General features: G+C 52.5%; 19 protein-coding genes and 1 pseudogene. 7 read left to right on the top strand and 13 right to left on the bottom strand.

All coding sequences use genetic code 11. From position 1 onward, the window contains the following. Positions 1–47 precede the first annotated feature (47 nt). Positions 48–119 (bottom strand): annotated as a pseudogene (locus MTP16_RS26135) (hypothetical protein); the annotation flags it as partial. Between the two features lie 162 nt (positions 120–281). Here MTP16_RS26135 and MTP16_RS25230 point away from each other — a divergent pair. The 6 genes from MTP16_RS25230 (at position 282) to MTP16_RS25205 (ending at position 8,620) form a co-directional block, all read left to right on the top strand. Further along, a complete protein-coding gene (locus tag MTP16_RS25230) occupies positions 282–671 on the top strand; it encodes a hypothetical protein (protein WP_243520792.1) in 390 nt (129 codons plus the stop codon). Between the two features lie 53 nt (positions 672–724). Continuing rightward, positions 725–1,780 carry a hypothetical protein gene (locus tag MTP16_RS25225; protein ID WP_243520790.1) on the top strand — a complete coding sequence of 352 codons (1,056 nt, stop codon included), beginning with the start codon at positions 725–727 and terminating at the stop codon, positions 1,778–1,780. A 74-nt stretch (positions 1,781–1,854) separates the two neighbouring features. Further along, a complete protein-coding gene (locus MTP16_RS25220; RefSeq protein WP_243520788.1) occupies positions 1,855–5,196 on the top strand; it encodes a class I SAM-dependent DNA methyltransferase in 3,342 nt (1,113 codons plus the stop codon). Between the two features lie 23 nt (positions 5,197–5,219). Beyond that, positions 5,220–5,579, top strand: a complete 360-nt coding sequence (locus tag MTP16_RS25215; RefSeq protein ID WP_243520786.1) for a hypothetical protein — start codon at positions 5,220–5,222, stop codon at positions 5,577–5,579. Between the two features lie 67 nt (positions 5,580–5,646). Then, complete coding sequence (locus MTP16_RS25210) at positions 5,647–7,545, top strand: Piwi domain-containing protein (protein WP_243520784.1); 1,899 nt, start codon at positions 5,647–5,649, stop codon at positions 7,543–7,545. Positions 7,546–7,555: 10 nt separating this feature from the next. After that, positions 7,556–8,620: an SIR2 family protein gene (locus MTP16_RS25205; RefSeq protein ID WP_243520783.1), complete on the top strand. Its 1,065-nt coding sequence runs from the start codon at positions 7,556–7,558 to the stop codon at positions 8,618–8,620. Positions 8,621–8,694: 74 nt separating this feature from the next. Here MTP16_RS25205 and MTP16_RS25200 read toward each other — a convergent pair whose 3' ends face one another. From MTP16_RS25200 to MTP16_RS25165, 8 genes are all read right to left on the bottom strand, one after another. Then, positions 8,695–8,886: a hypothetical protein gene (locus MTP16_RS25200; protein WP_243520781.1), complete on the bottom strand. Its 192-nt coding sequence runs from the start codon at positions 8,884–8,886 to the stop codon at positions 8,695–8,697. After that, entirely contained in the window at positions 8,883–9,563 is a 681-nt protein-coding gene (locus MTP16_RS25195; RefSeq protein WP_243520778.1) for a hypothetical protein, read from the bottom strand. Before MTP16_RS25195 ends, MTP16_RS25200 begins: the two co-directional genes overlap by 4 nt. A 26-nt stretch (positions 9,564–9,589) precedes the next feature. Further along, on the bottom strand, positions 9,590–10,585 hold the full coding sequence (locus tag MTP16_RS25190) for a hypothetical protein (protein ID WP_243520776.1): 996 nt from the start codon (positions 10,583–10,585) through the stop codon (positions 9,590–9,592). A gap of 24 nt (positions 10,586–10,609) precedes the next feature. Beyond that, positions 10,610–10,975: a hypothetical protein gene (locus MTP16_RS25185; protein WP_243520774.1), complete on the bottom strand. Its 366-nt coding sequence runs from the start codon at positions 10,973–10,975 to the stop codon at positions 10,610–10,612. After that, positions 10,975–11,478 carry a hypothetical protein gene (locus MTP16_RS25180; RefSeq protein WP_243520773.1) on the bottom strand — a complete coding sequence of 168 codons (504 nt, stop codon included), beginning with the start codon at positions 11,476–11,478 and terminating at the stop codon, positions 10,975–10,977. The genes MTP16_RS25185 and MTP16_RS25180 overlap by 1 nt, the downstream gene beginning before the upstream one ends. After that, positions 11,478–11,675, bottom strand: a complete 198-nt coding sequence (locus MTP16_RS25175; RefSeq protein ID WP_243520770.1) for a hypothetical protein — start codon at positions 11,673–11,675, stop codon at positions 11,478–11,480. Before MTP16_RS25175 ends, MTP16_RS25180 begins: the two co-directional genes overlap by 1 nt. Positions 11,676–11,758: 83 nt before the next feature. After that, positions 11,759–13,105 carry a Y-family DNA polymerase gene (locus tag MTP16_RS25170; protein WP_243520768.1) on the bottom strand — a complete coding sequence of 449 codons (1,347 nt, stop codon included), beginning with the start codon at positions 13,103–13,105 and terminating at the stop codon, positions 11,759–11,761. A 2-nt stretch (positions 13,106–13,107) separates the two neighbouring features. Then, the gene (locus MTP16_RS25165; protein ID WP_243520766.1) at positions 13,108–13,578 is read right to left on the bottom strand and encodes a LexA family protein; all 471 of its coding nucleotides are present in this window, start codon (positions 13,576–13,578) and stop codon (positions 13,108–13,110) included. A gap of 552 nt (positions 13,579–14,130) precedes the next feature. Here MTP16_RS25165 and MTP16_RS25160 point away from each other — a divergent pair. Continuing rightward, a complete protein-coding gene (locus MTP16_RS25160) occupies positions 14,131–14,391 on the top strand; it encodes a hypothetical protein (RefSeq protein ID WP_243520764.1) in 261 nt (86 codons plus the stop codon). 13 nt (positions 14,392–14,404) lie between these two features. On the opposite strand, the gene MTP16_RS25155 is transcribed toward MTP16_RS25160, so the two are convergent. From MTP16_RS25155 to MTP16_RS25140, 4 genes are all read right to left on the bottom strand, one after another. Further along, a complete protein-coding gene (locus MTP16_RS25155) occupies positions 14,405–15,400 on the bottom strand; it encodes a hypothetical protein (protein WP_243520762.1) in 996 nt (331 codons plus the stop codon). A 137-nt stretch (positions 15,401–15,537) separates the two neighbouring features. Next, the gene (locus tag MTP16_RS25150; protein ID WP_243520760.1) at positions 15,538–16,692 is read right to left on the bottom strand and encodes a hypothetical protein; all 1,155 of its coding nucleotides are present in this window, start codon (positions 16,690–16,692) and stop codon (positions 15,538–15,540) included. Between the two features lie 122 nt (positions 16,693–16,814). Next, on the bottom strand, positions 16,815–17,582 hold the full coding sequence (locus tag MTP16_RS25145) for a TerC family protein (protein WP_243520758.1): 768 nt from the start codon (positions 17,580–17,582) through the stop codon (positions 16,815–16,817). A 1-nt stretch (position 17,583) separates the two neighbouring features. Continuing rightward, on the bottom strand, positions 17,584–19,083 hold the full coding sequence (locus tag MTP16_RS25140) for a helix-hairpin-helix domain-containing protein (RefSeq protein WP_243520756.1): 1,500 nt from the start codon (positions 19,081–19,083) through the stop codon (positions 17,584–17,586). Between the last annotated feature and the right edge of the window lie 4 nt (positions 19,084–19,087).

Raw genomic sequence — 19,087 nt, 5'->3', positions numbered from 1 at the left:
GTATCAAATCGCTGTAAGCCTGATTCTTGTCGAGGACTTTTTCACCGTCAATCTACTTGCAATAAATCTTCCAAGCGGGTAGTGAAAGCCGGAGAGCACCACTGCGCTTTGCCCTCCCAGGGCGGACGCGCCGCCCGCCCGGAGCCGGGTGGCTAGGTGGCAGCACTGCTGAAGCCAGGTTGGTTTTCAGCGTGAAGGGCTAGAACGGTGCAAAATCGTGCTGGATACATACCTTGCACCCTCCAATTTTGGATTTAAAGAGTACGCTACCCTTTTGCCCTATGAATGCGAAGGGCATACCTTCACTGGACAAGTACATGGAAGACTACGAGGAGTTGACTCATGAAGAGTCTCCTAAAGACGGGAAGCTGCTGAGGAATATGGCTATTGCCTCACTGATGGTTGGGCTGGCACTGGCATTGATATTGGATTATGATTCCATAAGAGGCCCTAACACAGGTGGAAATGCATCACGATTTACCATGATGTTTATATCATCACTTATGGGAAGAGCAGTGGCACTTATGATAGTACCGCTAGTAGTGCTAGGTGTTGCTAGGACTTACTCTTATGCATTCAATAAACCCAAGAAAAGTATGTCAAGCTTGTTATGGGCCATATGGGCAATATTGGGCTTTATGAGTATCGCGGGTCAATTTATGCGCAGTTAACCTGACTGCCTTTCACTAATACCCTTTGGCGTTTTCCTAAAAATATATAAATTATGAGCAAAAAATACTTAAATCCTTTATTCTGCCTTTCATTGTTTGTAATGTGCATCAGCGTTAGTGTAGCGCTTGGAGCAAGTAAAAGTCAGCCACCTGTTTGGAAAAAGGCAAAAGTTGGTACTACACGCATAATTCTAAACTCACCCGGAGTATTTTCTAAGAACCCGAATACTGTGCCGCATAATGTTGGAACAACAGTGGTGTCCTTCATTCAAATGGGCGAAACGAATGCTTACAGCGTCACGGAGCATTATAATGAAGAGGGGGACTTCCAGTTAGCCAAATCTGCCGATGCTTATCTGGACCGTTCAAAAGTAAGAAATGCGTCAACCGTACTTATAAAAAGGGATAAGCTCACAATTCAAGGTCGCGAAGCAATCAGAGTAGATACTAAATGTAAAATACAAGGGTATACAATCTTTCTTACTTGGATTGGTATCAATGACGCAAAATACTCTTGGGTGATAGAGGCCCATTATCCGGATGATATTGCCGCAAAATCGGATGCTGCCAAACTACTGTCATCAATAGCCATTAGTGAGCTAAAGAATGAGGGGGGTGTATCAAGCCAGGAATACGCGAGCTGGTCAAGAGTCAAATTGGGTAACACTAAAATCACGGCAGTTGCTCCTGATTTATTCAAGCTCAATCCTTCCAATGCAAACCTTGAGATAGAAGGGATAAAGAATACGATTTCATATTACTGTATTTTGGATAATGCAGATAAAAATACGTTTAATATAACGCAAGGAGAGGTTATAGGTGATTATCAAGTAGCAGCGCAACAATCAGTTGAAAGAATGTTTACGCTTTTTAGCAACATGTCCACTGACTGTAAATTGGTAAAAAGGACCAAAACCAAATTCGCTAACAAAGACGCTATCGTTTCTGAGTTATCATTAAAGCTGGATGGTAGGCTTTATACCTCTACTTATATCGTTTTCTTTGATGACTCTTTTTTCTGGATTGCACGCGCTACTGCGCTTGTAGGTCCCAATGGGCAAAAGTCCCTCGGTGCGAGTCGGTTTTTATCCTCGATTGAAGTAGAGTAGCTCGCTTGGGAATATAATTTTGCCTAGCGAAGGGTTTGGCCTCTGTTCAAGCTTAGAAGGGTGTATTTTGCACCGTGCAATACCTCGACTTTGAAAACCGCTGGCTAAAATCAGGCGGAGCCGAACGCGCTAACTATGCGCCGTTTCTACAAGAACTGTGTGATTTACTCGGTGTCCCGCGACCAGATGGTACAACGGATGACCCCGCGCAAGACGCTTATGTCTTTGAGCGGGCTGTAACTTTTAACGAGGGAGGCGGTAAGCAGACCACCGGGCGAATTGACTTGTACAAGCGGGGCTGTTTCGTCTTGGAAACTAAGCAGGGCACTAACAGTCCTGACGAGCAGGCCGCCGCAGAGCTGGCGCAGTTAGGCTTGCCGCCCGCGAAGCGCCGCAAAGGCCACGCCGTGCGCGGGACCGCCAAATGGGAGCAAATGATGAAAGCCGCTTACGAGCAGGCACTACGCTACGTGCGGGCGCTGCCGGCAAGCGAGCCCCGGCCCCCGTTTATTGTCGTAGTTGACGTTGGCCACTGTTTTGACGTGTATAGCAACTTTGCCGGCGTAGGCGACAACTACGTGCCCTTTCCCGATTCGGGGCACTACCGTTTCTTTCTGCCGGCGCTGGCCAAGCCGGAGTTGCGGGCGCAGCTGCACCAGCTCTTTACCGACCCGCAGCAGCTCGACCCCAGCCGCCGCGCCGCCCTGGTTACGCGCCAGCTCGCCGGCTACCTGGCGGGCCTGAGCACCCAGCTTGAAAAGGCGGGCCACTCGTCCGACTTGGTTGCGCAGTTTCTCATGCGCTGCCTTTTTACCATGTTTGCCGAGGACGTAGAGTTAATTCCTGCAGATTCATTCAAGGGCCTGCTGGCCACCTATGCAGAATCAGAGGAATCCCGGGGCTACCTGCCCGACGCTTTGGAGGGTTTGTGGGCCGTGATGGATAAGGGTGGTTTTTCGCCCGAGCTGCGCAAGAAGCTACGTCGTTTCAACGGGCAGCTCTTCCACGAAGCGAAGGCGTTGCCCCTAAATGCAGACCAAATAAAACTACTGGAGCTTGCCGCCGCCGCTAACTGGACGGAAGTCGAGCCGGCTATTTTTGGCACTTTGCTAGAGAGGGCGCTGGACCCGACCGAGCGCCACAGCTTGGGCGCGCACTACACCCCCCGGCGCTACGTTGAGCGCTTGGTACTACCCACAGTCATTGAGCCGCTACGGCGCGAGTGGGCTGCTACACAGGCGGCCAGCGCTACCCGGCTGGACGAGGGCAAGGGCAAGAAAGCCGTGGACGCAGCCCGTGAGGAAATACTGAAATTCCTGCGCCGGCTCACATCGGTGAAGATTTTGGACCCAGCTTGTGGTTCGGGCAACTTCTTGTATGTGACCTTAGAACACCTGAAACGGTTGGAGGGTGAGGTATTGACGACACTGGCACAGCTTGGCGGTTCCGGCCGCTTGGAACTGGGCGACGGAACGACAGTAAGTCCCCGGCAGCTGCTGGGGATGGAGTTGAATCCACGAGCTGCCGCCATTGCCGACGTGGTGTTGCGTATTGGGTATTTGCAGTGGCATTTGCGCACCCATGGTCTGACGCAGTTAGCAGAGCCACTGCTTGACAACTACCAGAATATCACGCAGCAGGATGCTGTGTTGGGCCACAATGCCGATTATAGCAAGACGTGGCCGGCCGAGTGGCCAGCGGCTGATTTTATTGTGGGTAATCCGCCATTCGTAGGCAGCAATGTTATGAAGCGCGCATTAGGCGATGACTATGTGAAAGCACTTCGCAAAGCTTATGATGGCCAAGTGCCGAACTCCGCTGATTTAGTGATGTATTGGTGGTATCGCGCCGCGCAGCTTGTGGTTAAAGGCCAGATAGAGCGATTTGGCTTGATTACCACTAACTCCATTACACAGGCGCTCAATCGGCGTTTAGTGCAGGAGTTTCTAACAGATACAGCCCAGCCACTCTCCCTTATTTACGCTATTCCAGACCATGCCTGGGTAACTGCAGCGGATGGGGCAGCCGTGCGAGTGGCCTTCACTGTTGGCGAACGAGGAGTACTACCAGGGGCGCTACTCAAAGTGACAAATGAAACCTTAGTCGAAGGAGATGCTTACGAAATAGAGTTTACCGAGCAGGTCGGCGTTATCCATGCTGATTTGACCGTTGATACGAACGTCGTAGGAACGGTTGCGCTACGAGCTAACGCCGGCCTTTGTAATCAGGGAGTGAAGCTGGGAGGCGAAGGGTTCCAGGTTACGCCCGCCGAAGCCGAAGGACTAGGGTTAGGTAAGGTAACCGGGTTGGAAAACTACATTCGTCCTTACCTCAATGGGCGCGACATACTTCAGCAAAGTCGTGGTTTACTTGTAATAGACCTGTTTGGCCTAACGGTCGATGAAGTCCTGGAACGCTACCCGGCAGTTTATCAACGAGTTTGGGAGCTGGTAAAGCCAGAGCGTGACCCTAATCCGCGAAAAAGCCGGCGTGAGCGTTGGTGGTTATTTTTTGAAAATCAACCTGCGATGCGTCGGGCAGTAGATGGCCTGCCACGTTTCATTGCCACCAATGAAACCGCGAAACACAGGGTCTTTACGTTCTTGGATAAGGGAACAGTGCCTGACTGTAAGCTATTTGTGATAGCGTCCAATGATGCTTACCATCTTGGAGTATTGTCGAGTGGTGTTCACGTTGCTTGGTCATTAGCAACTGGTGGACGGTTGGAGGACCGCCCCGTTTATAGCAAGGTGACATGCTTTGACCCTTTCCCTTTTCCAGCAGCAACGGATGAGCAAAAGGGAAAAATACGGCTGTTAGCCGAGCAACTGGACGCGCATCGCAAGCGCCAGCAGGCCCAGCACCCCAGTCTTAAAATAACCGACTTGTATAACGTAGTCGAAAAATTACGCAGTGGACAGCTGCTTACACCCGATGAGCAAGTTATCAAGGATAACGGCCTGGCTGGTGTTGTATTGAGCTTGCACCAGCAGCTTGACCAAGCGGTAGCTGCAGCCTACGGCTGGCCTTCTAACTTAACCGAGGCCGAGCAGCTGGCCCGCCTGGCTCAACTCAATCACCAACGCGCTGCCGAGGAAGCGGGGGGTACTGTGCGCTACCTGCGCCCCGAGTACCAGGCTCCCGGCCAGCAGGCAGCTTTGGCGCTACCGGCGACCGCGACCACCACGACGGCAGCCGTTGGCGCCACGGCCCAGCCGTGGCCAGCTGAGCTAGCTCAGCAAATGTTAGCCGTGCGCGCAATCGTCCACCAGGCTGCTGGCGAGGCTCTGAGCAGCGCCCAGGTAGCGGCCCGGTTCCGGCGCACGAAGGCCGACAAGGTGAAGCCGCTGCTCGATACGCTGGCCATGATGTCACTGGTGCGCCACCTGGAGCCGGAAGACACATACGCTGCTTAAATCAACCCTTTCGCTTGACTACAATGGAAGACCACATTTCCCCCATGAGCTACGAAGCCTTCATCCGGCGTGCCCACGGCTGTGAGCGTAACCAAAAAGGTGCTTCGTGCGATTTTTTTCGCAACCTTCAGAACACCGAATCCGGCCAGTTAAAACTACGGGGTTTGGGGACTGCTGAAAAGCAGCTAGCTGCCGTGAAAGGCCATCTTACCAAAGCCATCCAGGCTTTTTTGAAACCTAGAAGGGGCCGTAAGCTCACCTCCGATGAAGCGGCTCAATTGGAAGGGTTGCAACTTTCCATTGAGCGTAGCTACGGTTCCGCTGACCTTATTCCGTTAGTCAAGCGGGGCCTCGACATCACGCAGCCTTATAAAGAGGCCTGAGCAGCTATTCTCATTCGTTGCCTGCTGCCAGGACATTCTTGGTGGTCACTTTATCGCCGTTCCGTTTATGACCGACATTCTACTAAGTTTTCTAGCTATTCGGGAGCAGCCGTTTGCATTTACGGTGTATCGAAAACTCTATGACGGCGCGCCGAAGACGGAGGACAGCTTGTGGATATACCCCTTACCTGAAGAGCCGGGCGACGATGAATTCAAGCGCTATTACGTGGCTTTTGAGCCTGTACCGGGTTTTGTTGCCTATGAATGTCCAGCCCGCGCCAACCGCAATCTAACGTGCCGGGTGCTCACGCTCATGGTGCAGCAGCGAGCGGAGGCCGCTGGTATCGACCATTCCACCAAGCTACGGGGGTTTCATAATTCTATTGACCTATACACCGAAAGCTTCACCAAGGGCAAGCGGGCCCTCGTGCTAGAGCCCTACTACTTGGAGAGCAAGCGGCAATTCGGCTTCTTAGTGGATGTGCGCTTCCGAGCAAATAAGAGCTATCCAAAGGGCGATGCAGAAACGCTACAATTGAGTTTTAGCAACAGTCGTAACGGTGGTGTAAACAAAAATTTTTACGGCGACAAGTACAACTACGTGACCGCGCAGCTCAGTCGGCTCTTGCCCCAGCTCGGTCCGCTGGCTTGGCAGGACCTGCAGTTATCGCTGGTCGAAGCATTTTCCACCGTTACAGCGACGACGCTGGCCAAAAAACAATACATCTTCAAAAACGACAATTACGATTACAATCAATTTAGCGGTATCCGTCGCTACGGTCCGTACCGGCAAGGTCCGTCGGATTGCACGTTTGTCTTCATTCTCGAAGAGCGGTACCGAGCCTTCGCCAACAAGCTGTTTTTAAGCCTTACCGGCAAGCGCAACCCAGATACTTTCAAGGGCATGCACGAAATGTTTCAAGTGGATATTGGCAAGAATAACATCGTGCAAATACCGCTTCTTGACACCAGCGAGCCGCACTTAGCTGGCGCTGTAGAGCAAGTACGACAGCTGCAGACCGAACGCCCAAACGAGCACCTGATAACCATCTTCGTAGAAGAAAACAACCACGCCGACGAGCCGGGCGTTTCGGAAACCTACTACTACCTCAAGTACCACCTGACCAAGCTGCAAATTCCCTTGCAGGTGCTCAGCCACGAGAAAATTAGTGTGGACAGTACGCTGAAGTGGTCCACATCCAATATCGGCCTAGCCTTATTTGCCAAGCTGGGCGGCATTCCCTGGATAGTGAAGCCGAGCATTTCCAACTGCCTGATTTTAGGCATTGGCAGTGCCCACAAATTCAATGACCAAGGCCAGATTGAGCGGTTCTTTGCGTATTCCGTTTGCCTGGATTCTTCCGGGATTTACCGAAAGCTCGAAGTGCTAGCCGATGACCATTCCGAAGAATCGTATCTGAGTGCCTTGCAGCGCAACTTGGTGAGCTTGTTGGGGAGCCCTGAGTTTGCTGGTTACACCAAGTGCGCCCTGCACCTGCCTTTCAAAATCAAGCACCAAGAAATTGATTCCATCAAAGCCGCTATTGGGAAAGTGCGCAGCATGGAATTCAAGGTGCTTAAAATCAATGTTAAGAATAAATTCTTTGGCTATAGTAACCACAACACAAAGACCCCCTACGCCAGCACCTTAGTTGAGCTAAACCCGCATGAATTCCTGGTGTGGTTTGAAGGCTTGCAGCAAGGGAAGGAAGTGCTTAATGAGCGCATTAGCCCCCCGGTGCACATTGAGTTCCTGCACTCGGCTCATACTTCGCGGGAGTCTGTTTATCCTTACCTCCAGGATGCTATCAACCTGACCGGTACCAACTGGCGGGGCTTCAACGCCAAGGTGAAAGTCATCTCCATTTATTACTCCTCCATCATCGCGGATTACTGCACGCATTTCGAGCAATTCCCGGATTTTCGAAAGGATATGCTGTCACTGCATTCTCCCTGGTTCCTGTAAGCCGTTATTTATGAGCATTGAGCGCGACAACGTCTTGTTTTTGCTGGGAGCTGGCTGCAGCCGGGACGCTGGCATACCCGTGTCGGCGGAGATGGTGAACGCCGTGCACCGCCTCGTGAACGAAGACACCGCTTGGAAGCCGTACAAAGACCTGTACTATTACCTGCGTAGCTCCATTCAATTCGCGGACGGCATTTTTGGCAACTTTCAGGCTTCTTTCAACATCGAAAAGCTCATCATCGTGATGTCTGAAATCGAGAAGAAGGAGCGTAACCTTATTTATCCATTTATAGGGGCTTGGGACAACCGCCTGTTGGACTTGGCCGGTCCCGAGTTTAGTCACCTAACGGAGTTCAAACGCTTGATAACAAACGAGCTTGTCAGCGACTGGGTGAAGCCCTCCTTGTATAAGGATGCCGCGTACTACGGCGGGTTCAAGGACTTGATGTTCGGCAACAACGGCATTGGCATCAACATCAAGGTGTTTAGCTTAAACTATGACCTCTGCTTTGAAAAGGTTGTGGGCAAGGACAACATAGAACTGGGGTTTGATGAGAACACCCGTGAGTGGAGCTATAATAGCTTCACGCGAGGCGATGAAAAGAACTTTACCTTATACAAGCTACACGGCTCGCTGGACTGGTACACCGACCCCAAAACGCACAAGCTGATGCAGGCAGAAGACCCGTCCCGCGACCCAGTCCTAATTTTTGGAACGAGCAACAAGCTGCGCGCCATCGACCCGTACCTTTTCTATATCTATGAGTTTCGGCGGCTCTGCTTTCTGACTGACTTGCGGCTCATTGTATGCATCGGTTACAGCTTCGCCGATGACCACATTAACGACATAATCGCCCAAGCGCTGAAAAGCAATGCCCAAGCCTGCGTGCTGGCCACGGTTTGGAATGCTGCCGATGATTATAAGGACTACGTTCGCAAATCACTAGGCTTAGCATCTGGCAGTAACCAGGTGCTTTTTGAAGAGAGCAAAGCCAAAGATTTCTTGGGAGCTATGATGTCCAAAGAGTACCTCGAATCCAAATTCCTGCCCGATGAGTTGCCCTTTTCGGTCTGACGCCGAAGCTGCTACTACTCATTGGTCCAACCACTAAACGCCAGCATGAGAACTAAAGTAGAAGAATATAACGGCTAATTTGTTCGGGTTAGTTTTTTCCCTGAATCAGGGGTCGCACTGCCCCAGCGCAGGAGTTGTGCCACGCGGGCGCGTTCATCATCGTCCTCTTCGAGCGTCAGCAGTTCAACTTGGGACAAATGACAGCTTTCAACGGGATGCCGGGGAATGAGTAAGGATTCAGGTGAGAAGAGGGGAGTAGCTATCATAGAATTGAAGGAGGAACATCAGCCGAAAAAGGAAGCCCACTTATAAACTCTATGAAGCCCGGTTCCAGACCGCTCCGGCGTAAGTAGTTTGGATGGTAAGTCCGAAACGTATAGGCTGGCAAATCAGGATGTTTGAGAAGTGCCATCTCTCGAATGGGCCAATCGGGTACGCTCTGATAGGTTATACCCGCGAAAATGCGTTGGATGCGGGAATCGAAATCCGGACCCGTAAAAAACAGGCAAACCTTCGGTTTAAGGATATTGACTTCTGCTACCAAGAGGTCATCTACGGTAGCAATTAGCTGTTCTTGTTCACCATAGGAGCGCCCACCATCCACATCAAACTTGCTGAGATTGGTCCAAGCACACGAGTAAGGAACAGCGCCAAGTGCCCGCTCAACTTTTCGGGTGACATTCCAGAAAGGGGAAGAATAATAACCATCTCCTAAATTAAATTCCTCATAAACAACCATTTGCTTTCTTATGTCGTGTCCCTGAAGGTAGCCCCAGCCCTTCGTTTCCTGCCCGACTATCAGCAATGGATTTTCTTGCTCGCCATAAGTTGCGTTTGGCGACATGAGCAAGGGGCCAGCCAGGTCAGTGCCGCTGAATTGCAGGATAACACGCTCAAAGTCAGTTAGCCTGGTTTGATACAAGCGGTATAGTTCATCGTTCATAAGCCACTCATTGGTTTGCTTCAATTCTATAGCCGTGCCAATAGTTTGCTAAGGTCGCGAAATCGGGGAGTAGTATCCACCCAGCTGTAATAGAGGATTTGTACATTCCACCGTCTTAACTGTTCGGCAACGTCAGTAGGCAGCTTCTCCGGTAAGACCAGCACTAGGCCGGCAGATGTACTGGTAGCACTGTAGAGTAGCAGCTGACCCAATCCGGTACAGATGCTTTGAGTGGTAACGCCGGTTTTTACTTCAAATAACACCCGCAGCTCGTCGCCTTCGGTGAGCATCAGGTCACGATGGCGGTCGTTACGCACACTCCAGCCCTTATTTGTTGCGGGTATGCGTAAGCGCTTGGCCAGTTCATTGACCACTAAACCATGCGTAAACTCTGTTTGCCCAACCTTCGTGCGAATGGCCGCACCGGATTTTTCGTTGGTGAACCCTTTCTTGTCACTGGACAGCAGCGACGCTGCGATGCCACTTAGTCCAGAGATGTCGCCCAGGTTTTTTACCCGGCTTACCTCCCAGACGAAGTTGGCTAGTTGTTGGGAAAAGAACTTGGAGCGCAGTTGGCCGACAACAAAACACTCCGTTTCCTGGTCGTCCTCTTCGCGTAACCAAACGTGCTCGGAACGGCATTCGTTGAGCATAAGGGTAAGCCCGACGCCTATTTTGCCCCCTCCAATGTGGCCACGGTGGATAACAACCGGGTTGTTGTCCGCATCTAAGGCAAAGGCCGCTCCTACACGACGGGGCTTGTGGTCGTAATCCTGGAAGTTGATTTGAACGACCATCGATGGGTTCTTACCGACACCGAATGCATTCCAATGCAGGTTCCCCGGACTCGTCCAGACGTCTAGCTTGGGTGAGTAGTCAGCATCTGTAGCCGCAGTACCGCCCCGGTGGCCAATGTTAAAATCCGGGAGAGGGACGGGGAAGAAGGTTTTACTGTCCAGTAGCAGCCGAAATTCCGCATATAACTTTTTTACCTGTTTCGGGTCATTGACAAGCGTTAACATGCGAAAAGTTTGGAGGGTGAAAGGTCAAAAGTGAATCAGCTCTAAGTGAGCCCCGTCTTCGTTAAGCGCCAGGCGCCAAAAGGTCAGGAACTGAAGCAAAGCATACCCTGCGGGCCATGTCGTCGCATCTTCCGGGTCGTCGGTGTGGTCGCAGGCTAACTCCCAGACTAGTTCTTCGGCATCTGCCCAAAAGTTGGCCTTGCCGGGAGCACAGTCAGGAAATAGGGCATCCGGTCCATCGTAGAATAGCTCCTTGAGGCCCTGCGCGTCAGCAGCTTCCTGCAAGACCTGGACCGAGGGAAAAATGAGGAATGGCGGCGATTCCCACGCCGCCAGCGGCTCTCCCATCGGAAGCCCCTGCGCGTGCCGGAAATGAAGTTGAATGGCCATTAGTAGCAGCCGTAATAGTCCCATTGCACGCCCATCGGGTAGCCCCCTACGGCTGCGCTTCCCCGAATTGCTGCGTGTTGTTCCAAGACCCGAAGGGCCGCGTGTTGGTCCAGGATAGAGGATTCCAGCGCCGCTTCCAGCAAATCCCGCCCAAAAGAGCCATCGGCGTCTTTTAGCAGGACCGCTGCATCGGCCTTGGCCAGATTGCCCAGCCGGTTCCGGCCCTTTTCGGCCAGCAGCGATTGTTGCTCCACATCCGAGAGTTTGGGCACAACCAACTGCACCAGGCCGGGAGGGACCAGGTACTTTTTCGCCCACTTCGCCACCTGTTGCTCAATCGCGGTCGAGGTGACCGCGAGGTAGCCGAAGGCCTGACAGCCGTTAGCCTGATAGTGCTGACAGGCGTACACCAGGCGCAGGAAGTCTAATTCCAGCTTCTGCCGTTTCGCGCCCAGCAGGTCCAGACTTGATTTGGCCATGCCAAAGACGTGGGTCGTGCTCATTAGAGGCGCTTCATATAGAGTACCCGCGCTTCCTTGTCTGCTGGAAAGAATTGCTTGGCCCATCCGTCCAGCTTCCTTCTTCCCACGTCGCCCGAGGCAGCGCTGAGCGTCGAGCTATCAACGCGGGTTTTGATTCGTTCCTCGCGGGTTCCGCCGCCGTTGCGGGTAACCATGAATAAAACTTCGACTTCCTGCATGGGAGATGGGGCCTTAAAAAAGAATCGATGCAAACAGCGGTTGCTAAAAGTAGCACATGTGGCGTGTAGCGGCGATATGCACGCTAGCGCACAATAAGCAAATCTTCCAGTCTGGTAGTGTAGGCCGGTGAGCGCCACTGTGCCTTCCCCTCCCAGGGTGCCGGGACGGGCCGTCCTCCAGGAGCAGGCGGCAGCACCGTCGAAGCCACGCGCACGGTGCCGCGGCCGAAGCGTTGGTTCAGCGCATCAAGGCTGGCCATCAGGCCGGGCCGGTCTACCTTCAGCGATTTTTCTTCCCTTTTGTTCGGTATCGAGGCCGGCTTCTCAAACAAGGAAAGCTGCTGGCCAGTACCGGGCGGCTCCAAGCCGTCAAGCACTACCCCCGCCTTGTGGTAGAGCGTGCCGGGCTCCCATAGCCGGCTGAGCATAGCGCGGGCATAGCTCAGGAGCACCGTCGTATCGGCCGTAGGCCCGGAAGGCAGGGTCAGGGTAGCCGAGCGCGAGAAGGGTGGGAGCACGTTGGTCGCAAAGCGGTTTTTGCTCAAGTACACCGTCAACACATGAGCAGTGTCGTTTTGTCGACGCAGTTTTTCCGCTGCCCGCGACAGAAACGAAGCCACCGCCGCCTGTACATCGGCAAAAGCCGCCAGGGGCCGGCCAAAGGTTCGGGAACAGCTGATGCTTTGCCGGGCTAGGGTGCCATCTTCCGACGGATGCAGGCCTGCGCAGGGCCGGCCTTGCAACTCCTGCACCAGCCGCGCCCCGACCACGCCGCCCAGGTGTTTACGCGCCCAGGTGTCGGATACCCGGGCCAGGTCCGCCGCCGTGTCGATACCGGCCGCAGTGAGCTTCTGAGCGTACTGCCGGCCGATGCCCCACACGTCGCCCACGGCCACTTGCCCCAGTGCCCAGGCCCGCCGCGCCGCGTTGTCGAGGTAGAGCACCCCGCCCAGGTCCGGATTTTTTTTGGCGATGCGGTTCGCCAGCTTGGCTAGTGTTTTGGTCGGTGCAACCCCGACGCAGGTCGGGATGCCCGTTCGCGCCTTCACCCCGGCCCGAATCTTCCGGGCGAAAGCATCCAGGCTCCCCAGATGCTTTTCCATTCCGGCTAGGTCCAGAAATGCCTCGTCTATAGAATAGATTTCAACGCCCGGAGCCGATTGGCCAAGATACCACATGACGCGCCGGCTCATGTCCCCATACAGGGCATAATTGCTGGAAAACACGGTCACGTTGTGCTGCTGTAACAGGGGCTTGACCTGAAAATAGGGGTCGCCCATTCGCAGGCCCAGGGCCTTTGCTTCAGCGGAGCGGCTGATGATGTTGCCGTCGTTGTTGCTGAGCACAACCACCGGCCGGCCCTCGTAGCGCGGCTGAAAGACCCGCTCACAGCTCACGTAAAAATTGTTGCAATCGACCAGGCCGAACATAGCTAATCAAGGCTTTGGATTAACGCAGTCAGCTTGCCGGGAATCAGCTCATGCACGACGTGGGTAACCACGCCCCAAATCCGCAACTCGTCGGTATCGGTAATCTCGTAAGGCTGATAGGCCGGGTTTTCGGGCTTGAGCCACCACTTCTGCCCTTCGCGCACTAGGCGCTTCACAGTGCATTCGCCGTGCACTACAGCGACCACAATATGATTGTGGTCAGCTTCTAAATGCTTGTCCACGGCTAGCAAGTCGCCGGCGTGGATTTCTGCCCCTGCCATGCTCTCCCCACTGACTCGCAGCAGATAGGTCGCATCGGGGTGCCGCAGCAGCAACCGGTTCAAATCAAAGAGTCCTTCGAGGTGGTCAGTAGCCGGTGAGGGAAAGCCAGCAGGTACCAAATAGCTGAATAGGGGCAGTAAAAACCGTTCAGAGCCAGGTTCAGGCACCGCGATAATATCAACGTCTTTCATAGTGCAGCCGAATTTTATGGACTGCAAAGTAAACGGGTGCCAATAAAATTAGTATAAAATTTAACTAAAATAATTGGCAATGCATTGAGGGCGAGGCTCCGACTAATCTGGCGTTTAACTTGAAGACGAAGGGAGTACCTTAAACATCATTCCTATGGCTTACCGGTAATATTACTCTGCTGGGCATTCTCACTACAAGTGTCAGTGGAGAGATACGTGAGCTACACCGAGGCGGAAAGGCTGAAGCACTAATTCTGCAACGCGTTGTTTCCCATTTCTACTTTATTACTACTCCCGTAAATGGGCGCAAGAGTACAAGGGAAAGTGAAATTACAGGCCATAGTAGTAGCAACTTCTTCTTATAGTACTACAAGTGCAGGCACCTTTAGCCTTTATCATAAGGTAACTTTGTTGTGTGGTTTACACAGGGCTAAGCACCTTACTGAATTTACAGATAAGCTGTTAAGTTAGTTGCCATTGTAGTGAACGGCCAATTCAGCTTCTTTACTCGGTTTGCTGTTTATAGGTAGCAAAATCTAATATTCATTACAAATGACCTTTTCTCAGTTTGACGCCTTGCCGTATGAGCGGCAACTTGTTGCCATCTTCGCTACCGCTACATTACTAGCACGTCGTTTAGAGCAAGCGACATGCTTATATCTATACCACCTACCCGGCGGTTTCTTTGCCGAGCTGTACTATAATAAGGATGTCAAAGAGATAGCGTTGTTTCGGACATTTACCACGTCAGCCCCATTAGTGGATTATGTAGCCGGAGTGAAGCTTCCGGAAATTGCCAATCTCTTAGATTAGACTATGCTGATGGTTAGGGTCTGCCACCTACCGGAGCAACACGGGATACCGGCTGGAAACCGGTAGTCTTCGCAAACTTCATGTTGTGATTGAAGTTGCGCATGGAGTCCGAGGGGTCCAGGGTAGCAAAATTAAGTCGGCTGAGTGTGGCCCGGGGAATAGCGACGGACACGATTACTTGCTCCTCAATCAGCCCAGTAGCGGGATTTAGCATCGAGCCCATGGCATTAACCACCACTTGGTCTACGGGAAGGTGCGCCGTGATTTCCCTGCTGATGCGCAGCACGCACCCGCAGACATAGTCTTGATAGATTTCGTTGAACTTGCTCGTCGGCATCGCTTTGCGGGAAAGCTTGCCGCCAGCTGTGCGAGTCAAGATGAAGTCCGGAATCACTTCAGGACTGTTTACGTGTAAGTCTACTTCAACCAGATTGGAGAAGAAGCGAAAGCCAAGTTGGGAGCCCAGGGCACTCACGCCATCGAAAGGGTTGAAGTCTTCAAGTACCTGCTGGTACACGGCCTGGTCCTTTGCAATGCAAGCTTTAGCCAGTTCTTGGCGGCCTCTCCAATCGTCTAACTGCCGCTGATACTCGTCCACTTGAGCTGTCCGCTCCTGCTGGTCGCGGGCTTTAGCCTTTTCCAGTTCTTGGCGAAGTTGGTCCATCCGGTCAGCTTCCCGTTTCAGGAGCTTATCCATAAGCCCGGGTCGATAACCTTCCAGAGCTGCAGAAGCGGCGGCCTCGTGCACATTATTGCGGGGTGGACGCACCGGAGCTGGCTCATTCCATATCCTTTGCCAGTCAATCGTGTCGCCGCAATCGTGATGGATGGATTTTATAACCGACAAGTAATCCTCATACTGAGCAACAGCCTCCGCCGCGTTGGCCGATTCCTGCTGTTTTTGTAGTTGCTTGTAGTGCCGGGTTGCTTCGCGGGCACGCCGCTGCTGCTCCCGCTCGATGCGACGGCCTGCAGCAGCAAAAGAACGTAAGGCTCCTCTAAAACTCATACAACTAACTATGTGGAAAATGGTGGCTGGGAAGGAAAAGACTCAATATGACGGCCTATAAATGCCTGTTTGCGGCCTACGCGCTATACCATCCAAGGCCTGCTGAGAGAAAATATCGGTAAGCCGGGAAGCCAAGTCTAATCCATCATCACCGGGACCTTCCTCATGGCAATTTTGGGCTCCTTGAAGGTTTTAAGCTCTTCAATCGGCTCACTCTTCTTAACCGTGTACGCCTCGTCCTGATAGATTTTGGTAATCACGCAGGCCACGATTTTTACATCCACATTGATTGCGTCGATGGTATTATCGTTTTCGAGCTTCAACGTCATACTGCCCTGTTTCAAGGAAGTAATCTGCCCGGAAGCCGCTACACTATTGCCTGAAGCATTTTTGAGAATGTAATTCTGGCCATTCTGGCTGAATAACACTGAGAAAATGCAGTTGTCTCCGTTTGGAGGGTTACTGAAAAGCGATACGCCCTCAAGGGCTAGCATAGCCAGAGCCCCGGTTCCCCCCGTAGCCAAGCCTGCTTGTACCGTCAGGTTTGCCACAGCCCTGGCCCCCGCCTTTTTGTTCGCGTCCTTGTACCAAGCTTGCCCTGATTCTCCAACGCCGACGCTGTACGCCCAAGACACGACCTCCGTAGTTCTGTAGGGCAGGAAGACATTTGGCTCGGCTAGGTTGGTAGGTAGACTAAAGTTGATGAGCGAGTAATTGGGGCGGTCGAGGTTCGTTTTCGAGTGTACCCGCTCGACTCTGTTTACCACCGGCACGATGGAGGTATCAACTCTGGCCAGTACACGCCGGGACCTTTGTACATCGTATTCCCTTTGGCCGGTTACCACCTTCTTCGTGTAGGTGTTGTAGGTAGTGTCGGCTTTTTCAACCCATTTGACGGAGGTGTTGAAGTCGGCACGTCCACCAGCAGCTAACTGGCGCTGGATTTTTATTTTGCACACTTTTCCCTTCAGCAGAGAGGCATTCACAAAACGAAATTTGTAAATACCCCTTTTGTAGACGGAGATGGCCTTCCCTTTTATTTGGGCAACCTCATAGTCTTCGTACTTGACGCTTTGAGACGCCTCTTCTATAATGGCAAGAGATTTTATCGGCTTGAGATTAACTTCCTCAAAACCGAAGACAATCTGGTCATTGCTATCAAAAGTGTAGTAAAGGTCTTTAGTCTCTCCTGCACTAAGCTTAAGAGTCAGGTCGGCAACGTCAATGAGCTGCTGACACCACCCTTGTTGGAATGTCAAGCAACATACTACAATAAGTAAAAGTCTTTTCATACGAGTTCAGTAGTACTCTTCTAAATGGCTAATGGTAAAAGGGTAGGCGCTAAGCCTACCCTTGAGTGCCCACCTTATAAGCCGGATGGACAACTTCATACATCACTACACCAATTTTTAAGCTAGGCCCCGGCAGCGTTGGACTTTTTCCGTTTGGTAAGCATGGTATAGACAATAGGCACGACAAAAATGAGGATGGTGAGAACTGTCATCCCGATTTCGGTTGCCTGGCTGCTTAGAAAATGGCTAAACGGATGCGTGGGCATGAAGTGCTCGAAGGGCGAGAGCATGAGCTTGGCCCCTAGAATCCCAATCACAATGAATGCCGCTGTTTCGAGGAAGGGGTATTTTCCCATCAGCAGAACGAAGGCTTGTGCAACCAAACGCATTGCGAGAATGCCAATGAAAACACCAACGCATACCAAGATAAGGTTGTCTGTGTAGGCAACTACAGCCAGCACGTTATCGATGGAGAACGCCAGGTCCATCAATTCAATGAGGGCCACCGTAGCCCAGAACGGTCCCATCAGTCCCAGGGTGCTACGATACAGCCAGTTTCCCTGCTTATCAATCTCTTCGTCCCCATCCGAGGACTTGTCTTTGAAATTGTCATATACCAGGTAGAGCAGATACAGTCCCCCCAGAGGCTTCAGAAACCAAAACTGAATCAGAAAAGACGCAAACAACATGCAGAGGCCACGAAAAACGTAGGCTCCGATGATGCCGTAACGCAAGGCTTTCTGCTGCTGAGCTTTTGGTAAGTCTGAAACCATCGTAGCCAAGACTGCGGCGTTATCAATCGAGAGCATGCTCTCGATGATGAACAGGTTCCCCACAATCGCCAACGAGGGCAACGGGTTGTTAATAATCTCTTGTAGATAGTTCGTCATGTTATTTGCCGTTACTGATTTGTACAATGGCCAAGCGGCCCCCGTCTTCGTTGGAAAGTAGAATTTTCTGGCCGTCGCGCAGCTCCAGCATTTGCCCGGTAGGAATGTCCTTGCCTTCGTCAATATCGCGCAGCCCGGTCATGCGCTGATTTACCAGGACCCAGCGGCCATTATGGAAAACGAAGTAGCCGACGGGCTGCTTTTCGTCAGCTTTGAGCTTTTCGTTAGGAACCACGCTACGTAGGGTATGCCAGCGGTAAATGTATTGGTTGCTATACACCATTAGGCGGTGGTTCTCAAAGCTAAACTGCCCTTTAGGTGTCTTGGCGTAGAGGTTGAGCATGGGCAGGGGGCCAACGTAGGCCGTGCCACAGTAGGGGCACTTCGGGACGGTCGAGTTGTCGAACACATACCATTTCTGTTCGCACGCCGGATTGGAGCACGGTTGCAGCAAGTCCACTGTTTTGATAAGCGCGGTTTCCCAATCATCGGCAGTCGGCCGCTCAGATGGCGTTTTGAGTCCTACCGTGAAGGCGCGGTCAAAAAGCTTTTTGAGATAGGGGCCACAGATACTATAGGATAGTTTATCAATGTCGCCCCAGGGCAGGTAGCTGGGCTTCATATCGGCCGGATTGGGCCGGTTGCTTTTGTCGGTTGGATGCTCGACGAACAACGCGTTGGCTCCCATCGACAGCTCCTCGTCCCGGGTGGGGTCTGGGTCATTGACTTTGCGCCCCCGCAGCGGGTGCCGCCGCAGCAAGTACATGTATATCATCACGGCCAGGGCGTGCCGGTCGGTTGCTATGTTTGGAAACTTGCGCCCTTTGTCGTGGTAATCCAGGCTCAGAGTCGCAAGAACTTCCGGGGCAATGAAGTCGGGCGTACCGATTACGTCGGGTGGGTACTTCCCTGGTACCACCAGTCCGTCAATGTCAATGATAGCTGCTTTGCCTGAAGTTGGGTCAATCAGGACATTCTTGTATGACAAGTCAGAGTGGGCCAGGCCTGCAGCATGCATGCGCCGTACGGCCCGGCTGATGTTCAGACAGATTTGTAGGTACTTGTAGAAGTCGCCCTTTTCCTGCGGGTCCAGATTCTTATTCTGGTGGAATGCCGAGGCAAACCATTTGCCCTCTTTTTCCTTGCCCTTGATGGCTAGGAAGTCGTTGTTGCGGGAGCCTACTTTAAAGAAAAATTGCGGCTGATACGTTGGCGTTACAATCCCCAACCGCCCCTCGTGCTCGACGACTTTGGTGGGCCAGCAAAACAGGTTCTGCCAGAAATCGCCCCCGGCTTGGTTGAAAATACGGTCCCGGTACGTGGCGGCAATCGTTAGAAGACGGTCGCGGGTAGCCGCATCCGCCTTCGTGCGGAAAAAGCATACCACGTAGCTCTTATCGGGGCTGAAGTATACGTCCTTCATGCCCCCCTGCCCAATGATGGCATCTACATACTCGACAAGCGAGCCGTCGTGTGCCGTAAGCGAAATGACGTTGGCCATAGTG

It is taken from the genome of Hymenobacter monticola, assembly GCF_022811645.1.
Taxonomy (GTDB): Bacteria; Bacteroidota; Bacteroidia; order Cytophagales; family Hymenobacteraceae; genus Hymenobacter; species Hymenobacter monticola.
This window is presented reverse-complemented; position numbering and strand designations above follow the sequence as displayed.

Excerpts from the sequence above, each read along its gene's own strand:
- MTP16_RS25175 (WP_243520770.1), bottom strand. The coding sequence starts at position 11,675 with ATGCAGGAAGTCGAAGTTTTATTCATGGTTACCCGCAACGGCGGCGGA.
- MTP16_RS25225 (WP_243520790.1), top strand. The coding sequence starts at position 725 with ATGAGCAAAAAATACTTAAATCCTTTATTCTGCCTTTCATTGTTTGTA.
- MTP16_RS25165 (WP_243520766.1), bottom strand. The coding sequence starts at position 13,578 with ATGAAAGACGTTGATATTATCGCGGTGCCTGAACCTGGCTCTGAACGG.
- MTP16_RS25205 (WP_243520783.1), top strand. The coding sequence starts at position 7,556 with ATGAGCATTGAGCGCGACAACGTCTTGTTTTTGCTGGGAGCTGGCTGC.
- MTP16_RS25170 (WP_243520768.1), bottom strand. The coding sequence starts at position 13,105 with ATGTTCGGCCTGGTCGATTGCAACAATTTTTACGTGAGCTGTGAGCGG.
- MTP16_RS25200 (WP_243520781.1), bottom strand. The coding sequence starts at position 8,886 with ATGATAGCTACTCCCCTCTTCTCACCTGAATCCTTACTCATTCCCCGG.
- MTP16_RS25155 (WP_243520762.1), bottom strand. The coding sequence starts at position 15,400 with ATGAGTTTTAGAGGAGCCTTACGTTCTTTTGCTGCTGCAGGCCGTCGC.
- MTP16_RS25215 (WP_243520786.1), top strand. The coding sequence starts at position 5,220 with ATGGAAGACCACATTTCCCCCATGAGCTACGAAGCCTTCATCCGGCGT.
- MTP16_RS25190 (WP_243520776.1), bottom strand. The coding sequence starts at position 10,585 with ATGTTAACGCTTGTCAATGACCCGAAACAGGTAAAAAAGTTATATGCG.
- MTP16_RS25210 (WP_243520784.1), top strand. The coding sequence starts at position 5,647 with ATGACCGACATTCTACTAAGTTTTCTAGCTATTCGGGAGCAGCCGTTT.
- MTP16_RS25140 (WP_243520756.1), bottom strand. The coding sequence starts at position 19,083 with ATGGCCAACGTCATTTCGCTTACGGCACACGACGGCTCGCTTGTCGAG.
- MTP16_RS25195 (WP_243520778.1), bottom strand. The coding sequence starts at position 9,563 with ATGAACGATGAACTATACCGCTTGTATCAAACCAGGCTAACTGACTTT.
- MTP16_RS25185 (WP_243520774.1), bottom strand. The coding sequence starts at position 10,975 with ATGGCCATTCAACTTCATTTCCGGCACGCGCAGGGGCTTCCGATGGGA.
- MTP16_RS25180 (WP_243520773.1), bottom strand. The coding sequence starts at position 11,478 with ATGAGCACGACCCACGTCTTTGGCATGGCCAAATCAAGTCTGGACCTG.
- MTP16_RS25230 (WP_243520792.1), top strand. The coding sequence starts at position 282 with ATGAATGCGAAGGGCATACCTTCACTGGACAAGTACATGGAAGACTAC.
- MTP16_RS25145 (WP_243520758.1), bottom strand. The coding sequence starts at position 17,582 with ATGACGAACTATCTACAAGAGATTATTAACAACCCGTTGCCCTCGTTG.
- MTP16_RS25150 (WP_243520760.1), bottom strand. The coding sequence starts at position 16,692 with ATGAAAAGACTTTTACTTATTGTAGTATGTTGCTTGACATTCCAACAA.
- MTP16_RS25160 (WP_243520764.1), top strand. The coding sequence starts at position 14,131 with ATGACCTTTTCTCAGTTTGACGCCTTGCCGTATGAGCGGCAACTTGTT.